We start from the raw sequence: 4,220 nt of genomic DNA, 5'->3' as shown, positions 1-4,220 counted from the left end.
GGACCGGTGTGTTCGGGGGTGTGTGAGGCCGGGAATCCTCGCCGCGCCTCGTGTGACCTCGGGTCGGTCTGTCGCAGATCCTATCGGGGCCTCCGACAGGCCGGGACAGACTACTCCTCGGCCTGCTCCGCCGCCTGGTTCACGGCCACGACCTCCTCGTAGACGTAGCGCGCCGCGTTCATGGAGGCGACGCTCAGCGTCGCCATGTCGGCGTTGTCCCCGGGCGGGGAACCGTCGGTGTCGGCCACCCAGAACACGGCCAGGTAGTGGCCCATGACCTGGGTCGTGGCCTGGCTGTAACCGTCCTGGAGGCCGGGGATCTCGTCGCCGGTCTGCGTGAGCAGGAACCCGGCGCCGCTCTCGGCGTTGGTCGGGTCCAGCTCGCGCTCGACCTCGGCCGCGGCCTCGGCGTTGGCCAGATCGAACAGGGTGAACTGGGCCACGTGCCGCTCGTCGCCGTCGGTGTACACGCCGGAGGCGGCCTGGACGCAGTTGGCGTCGATCAGGCTCTGGCCGAGCTCCTCGCCCCACACCAGGGAGGTGCAGGAGTCGGTGACCGAGCCCTGGCGCAGCTCCAGGTTCACGTCGTCCAGGCCGACCTCGCGGACCGGGTCGAAGACGCTCTCCTCGGTCATCGGTTCGATGCCCTCGGGGCGCTCGTTGATGGCGCCGAAGACGTCCTCGCGGTTGGGCTCGGACAGGTACAGCTCCGGGGTGAGGGTGCTGTGCCCGTCCGGCGGGGCCACGACCGTGTCGTCCCCGCCCGCGACGGCGCCGCCGTTGCCGGCGAAGAGCTGGTAGGACAGCAGGCCGAGGAGGGCGATCAGCGCGATGCTGAACGCTCCGAGCAGGAGGCCGAGCACGGCGGTGCCGCGCTTGCGCTTGCTCTGCTCGGCGAGGGTGTACACGATCTGGTTGGGCCGGTCGCCCAGGACCGAGACCCTCTTGATAGCGGCGGCGGAGAAGGCCGAGACCTTGTTGACTCCCGTGGCTCCGGCCCGCCTGCCTCCGGCGGCCCGGTTGCCCGGGCTCCTGCGGCGGGAGGAGGCGCGGGCCCCGCGGCCCTTCCTGCGGCGCGAGGCGCGTCCGCCTGTCTCCTCGGCGTCGTCCGCGTCGGCGTCGCCGGTGCCGTCGTCCTCTTCGTAGGCGTCCTCGTCGTAGGACCCGTCGTCATAGGGTCCGTCGTCATAGGGTTCGTCGTCGTAGCCGTCGTCGGCGGGACGGGTGTGGCCGTACTCCGCGGAGAAGTCCTCCTCGGGGTCGTACCCCTCCTCGTCCCGGTCCAGGATCTGGTCGTCGGTGCGGTCCTCGGTGCGGGCGCTTTGGGCGCGGCGGCCTCTGCGGCCGTACCCGGACTCAGCTCTGCTCACGGTCTTTCTCAATCGTCAACCCGTGGTCTGCTCGAAAGGTACAGGGGCCCAGATGCGTGTCCGGACACGGCCGGTCCACGTGGCTTCCCTGTGTCTACTCGGGCTTCGTCCCGGGTTCGGTTCCCGTGTCCCCGGCGTCCCTGTCGGTCGAGCCCTCGCTACTAGATCGTTCAGGGCTCGGGTGGTATTCCGTCCCCGCCTCCTGTGAGCTGGAGCTTTGCGAACCGACACGCGATTCCTCGCTGTCCAGGGCACTGTAGACGGTGCTGTCGTCGCGCGTCTCACCATCGGTTGTGGGCCCGAACACCTGGGTTCCGGCGTCGTGGCCGTGGGGGACGACGGCGCTGGAGAAGGAGTCGATGCGACGTCCCGCCCACACGAAGTAGGCCAGGGCGGCGAGGAGGACCAGGAGGGAGGTCCAGTTGTTCAGGCGCAGGCCCAGGAAGTCGTTGGCCGGGTCCACGCGCAGGTACTCGATCCAGAACCGGCCCGCGCAGTAGCCCATGACGTAGAGGGCGAACAGGCGTCCGCCCTGGAGGGAGCGCTCGTAGCGGCGGCCCGCCCAGGCCAGCAGGACGGCCAGGCCCAGGCACCACAGGGACTCGTAGAGGAAGGTGGGGTGGTAGGTGCTCACGCCCAGTTCCATGCCCGGGCGCAGGGCGCCGTTGGGGTAGGGGGTGATCTCCACGGCCCAGGGCAGGTCGGTGGGCCTGCCGAACAGCTCCTGGTTGAAGTAGTTGCCCCAGCGGCCCAGGGCCTGGGCCAGGGGGAGGGTGGGGGCGATGGCGAAGGAGAGCTTGGACATGGACAGGCCGCGCTTGCGGGCCACCAGCCACACGCCCAGGGCGCCCATGGGGATGGCTCCCCAGATGCCGAGTCCGCCCTCCCAGATGTACAGGGCGCGGATGGGCTCACGGCCCTCGGCGAAGTACAGCTGCGCGTCGCTGATGACGTGGTAGAGGCGCCCGCCGACCAGGCCCAGGATCACGGCCCACACGGCCATGTCCATGATGGTGCCCTTCTCGCCGCCCATGGCGGCCCAGCGCCGTTCGCTCCACAGCACCGCGACGATGACTCCGGCGAGGATGCACAGGGCGTAGAAGTGGATCTGCAGCGGCCCGATGGGGATGGAGTTGACCTGCGGGCTGGGGAAGGCCGCGAGGGCCCGGCCGAACTCGACCGCGCCCTCCGTGGCTGTCGACGACAATGTCACTGGTCTGCTCTCGGGTTCGCCCCGCGTGCGGGGGTGTCTTCGGGGATGGCTACTCCGCGCCACCCCCGTCGCCTGTGGGTTGGGTGTCGACCTCGCCGGGTTCCGCTGAGGCGATCGCCTCGTTGAGGCCCCGGGCGGTCATGGCGGTGTCGTTGTCGAGCAACTCACCGTTGATGTAGACGGAGGGCGTTCCGCGGAAGGCGTTGTCTCCGCTGTAGCGAGTGTAGGCGTTCCCGGTGGCTTCGATGATCTGGCCCGTGTAGGTCCCCTCCAGGAACGAGGGGTCGTGGCCGTGCTCGGCACCCCAGGCGAGCAGGTCGGACAGCACCATGGTGGCGAGGGTCTCCTCGCCGATCTGCGCCATGGCGTCCTCGGACAGTGCGGGCAGGAACTCCTCGGTGAACCGGGAGACCACGGCGGCCTCGTCGTCCACCCGCTGGTCGAACTGCTCCTGCTGCTCCGGGCTGGGGCCGGTCTCGGCGAACCACTCCTTGAGCTGGTCGACGGTGAAGCCCTCGGTGCGCTCGGTGGGCTGGTGCTCGAAGAGGATGTCGTTGTAGCGCACGAACCGGTCGTGGTCGGCGGCGGCGCGGGCGGCGGCCCCGGCCCGCAGCGAGTTGCTGCTCAGGGGCACGGGCTGCTGGGCGAAGATGCTGACCGGCCGGTAGTGGACGATGGCCTCGCCCTGGGCGGCGTTCTCCTTGAGGACGCCGCCGTTGAGGAGTTCGAACTGGCGGCAGGCGGGGCACTGGTAGTCGGCGTAGACCTCGACGACGGGGGCCGAGGCGCCCTCCTGGGCCATGACGACGCTGCCGTCCTGTTGGAGGGTGGTGGGCGCCAGGGCCCCCTCGTACTCGCCGCTGCGGCGGTCGGCGTTGAGGGCGACGTAGCCGATGCCGACGATGAGCAGCACCGCCGCGGCGGCGACGCCCACCACGATGAGGGTTCTGTTGCGCTTGGCCCTGCGCTGGTCCTTCTCCCTCTGTTCCTTGAGTTTCTCTCGGGAGCGCCTGCGCGCTTCACTGCCCATGTCTTCCCCTGTTCCTCACTGCTGGATACGGTCGGCCGTCCGGGGTCACCGGAAGAGGCCGAGTGCGCGGTCGACGGCGAAGGGCGAACGCGGCCAGACCGCGACGAAGGCGCCCATCGCCGCGAAGGCGATGTCGCGGGCGATGGAGAGCCCGTAGGTGGTCTCCTCCGGGTCGACCTGTCCGCCGCCGCCGAAGCAGCCGCAGTCGATGCTCAGGCCCCGGGCCATGGCGGAGAGGATCCCGGCGATGAAGACGACCATGAGCAGCGCGCTGACGGCGCCGACGTAGCGGGTGGCGAGCCCGACCAGGAGCAGGGCGGCCAGGGCGAGTTCGAACAGGGGGAGGGTGTAGCCGATGAACCGCGCGACCTCGGCGGGGAAGAGGTCGTAGGCCTCGACCGCCTGGACGGACAGGGCCGGGGGGAACTTGGAGACGGCGGCGAAGACCAGGACGGCGGCCAGCCCGACGCGGCAGGCGAGGCTGAGCCAGGGCTGGACGGCCTCCCAGCGCGATCCGGGCGCGGGTTCGGTGGCGGGCGTCTGGTCGGTCGTGTCCATCACTGCGGCCTCCGGGGAGAGAGCGGGCGGGTCATCGGATGTGCGGGGC

General features: G+C 70.5%; 4 protein-coding genes. All 4 read right to left on the bottom strand.

Translation table 11 applies throughout. From position 1 onward, the window contains the following. Window positions 1–110: 110 nt before the first annotated feature. A complete protein-coding gene (locus DQW06_RS19765) occupies window positions 111–1,370 on the bottom strand; it encodes a hypothetical protein (protein WP_117199081.1) in 1,260 nt (419 codons plus the stop codon). Window positions 1,371–1,464: 94 nt separating this feature from the next. Next, window positions 1,465–2,577 (bottom strand): prolipoprotein diacylglyceryl transferase, encoded by a 1,113-nt coding sequence (gene lgt, locus DQW06_RS19760; RefSeq protein WP_071622469.1) that lies wholly within the window; start codon window positions 2,575–2,577, stop codon window positions 1,465–1,467. 55 nt (window positions 2,578–2,632) lie between these two features. Continuing rightward, entirely contained in the window at window positions 2,633–3,613 is a 981-nt protein-coding gene (locus DQW06_RS19755) for a thioredoxin domain-containing protein (protein ID WP_013154186.1), read from the bottom strand. Between the two features lie 45 nt (window positions 3,614–3,658). Then, complete coding sequence (locus tag DQW06_RS19750) at window positions 3,659–4,171, bottom strand: MauE/DoxX family redox-associated membrane protein (protein ID WP_013154187.1); 513 nt, start codon at window positions 4,169–4,171, stop codon at window positions 3,659–3,661. Between the last annotated feature and the right edge of the window lie 49 nt (window positions 4,172–4,220).

The organism is Nocardiopsis sp. TNDT3 (genome assembly GCF_003427465.1).
Classification (GTDB): Bacteria; Actinomycetota; Actinomycetes; order Streptosporangiales; family Streptosporangiaceae; genus Nocardiopsis; species Nocardiopsis dassonvillei.
Note: the sequence above shows the minus strand (reverse complement) of the source record. Positions and strands in the feature narration are given on the sequence as shown.

Excerpts from the sequence above, each read along its gene's own strand:
- DQW06_RS19755 (WP_013154186.1), bottom strand. The coding sequence starts at position 3,613 with ATGGGCAGTGAAGCGCGCAGGCGCTCCCGAGAGAAACTCAAGGAACAG.
- DQW06_RS19750 (WP_013154187.1), bottom strand. The coding sequence starts at position 4,171 with ATGGACACGACCGACCAGACGCCCGCCACCGAACCCGCGCCCGGATCG.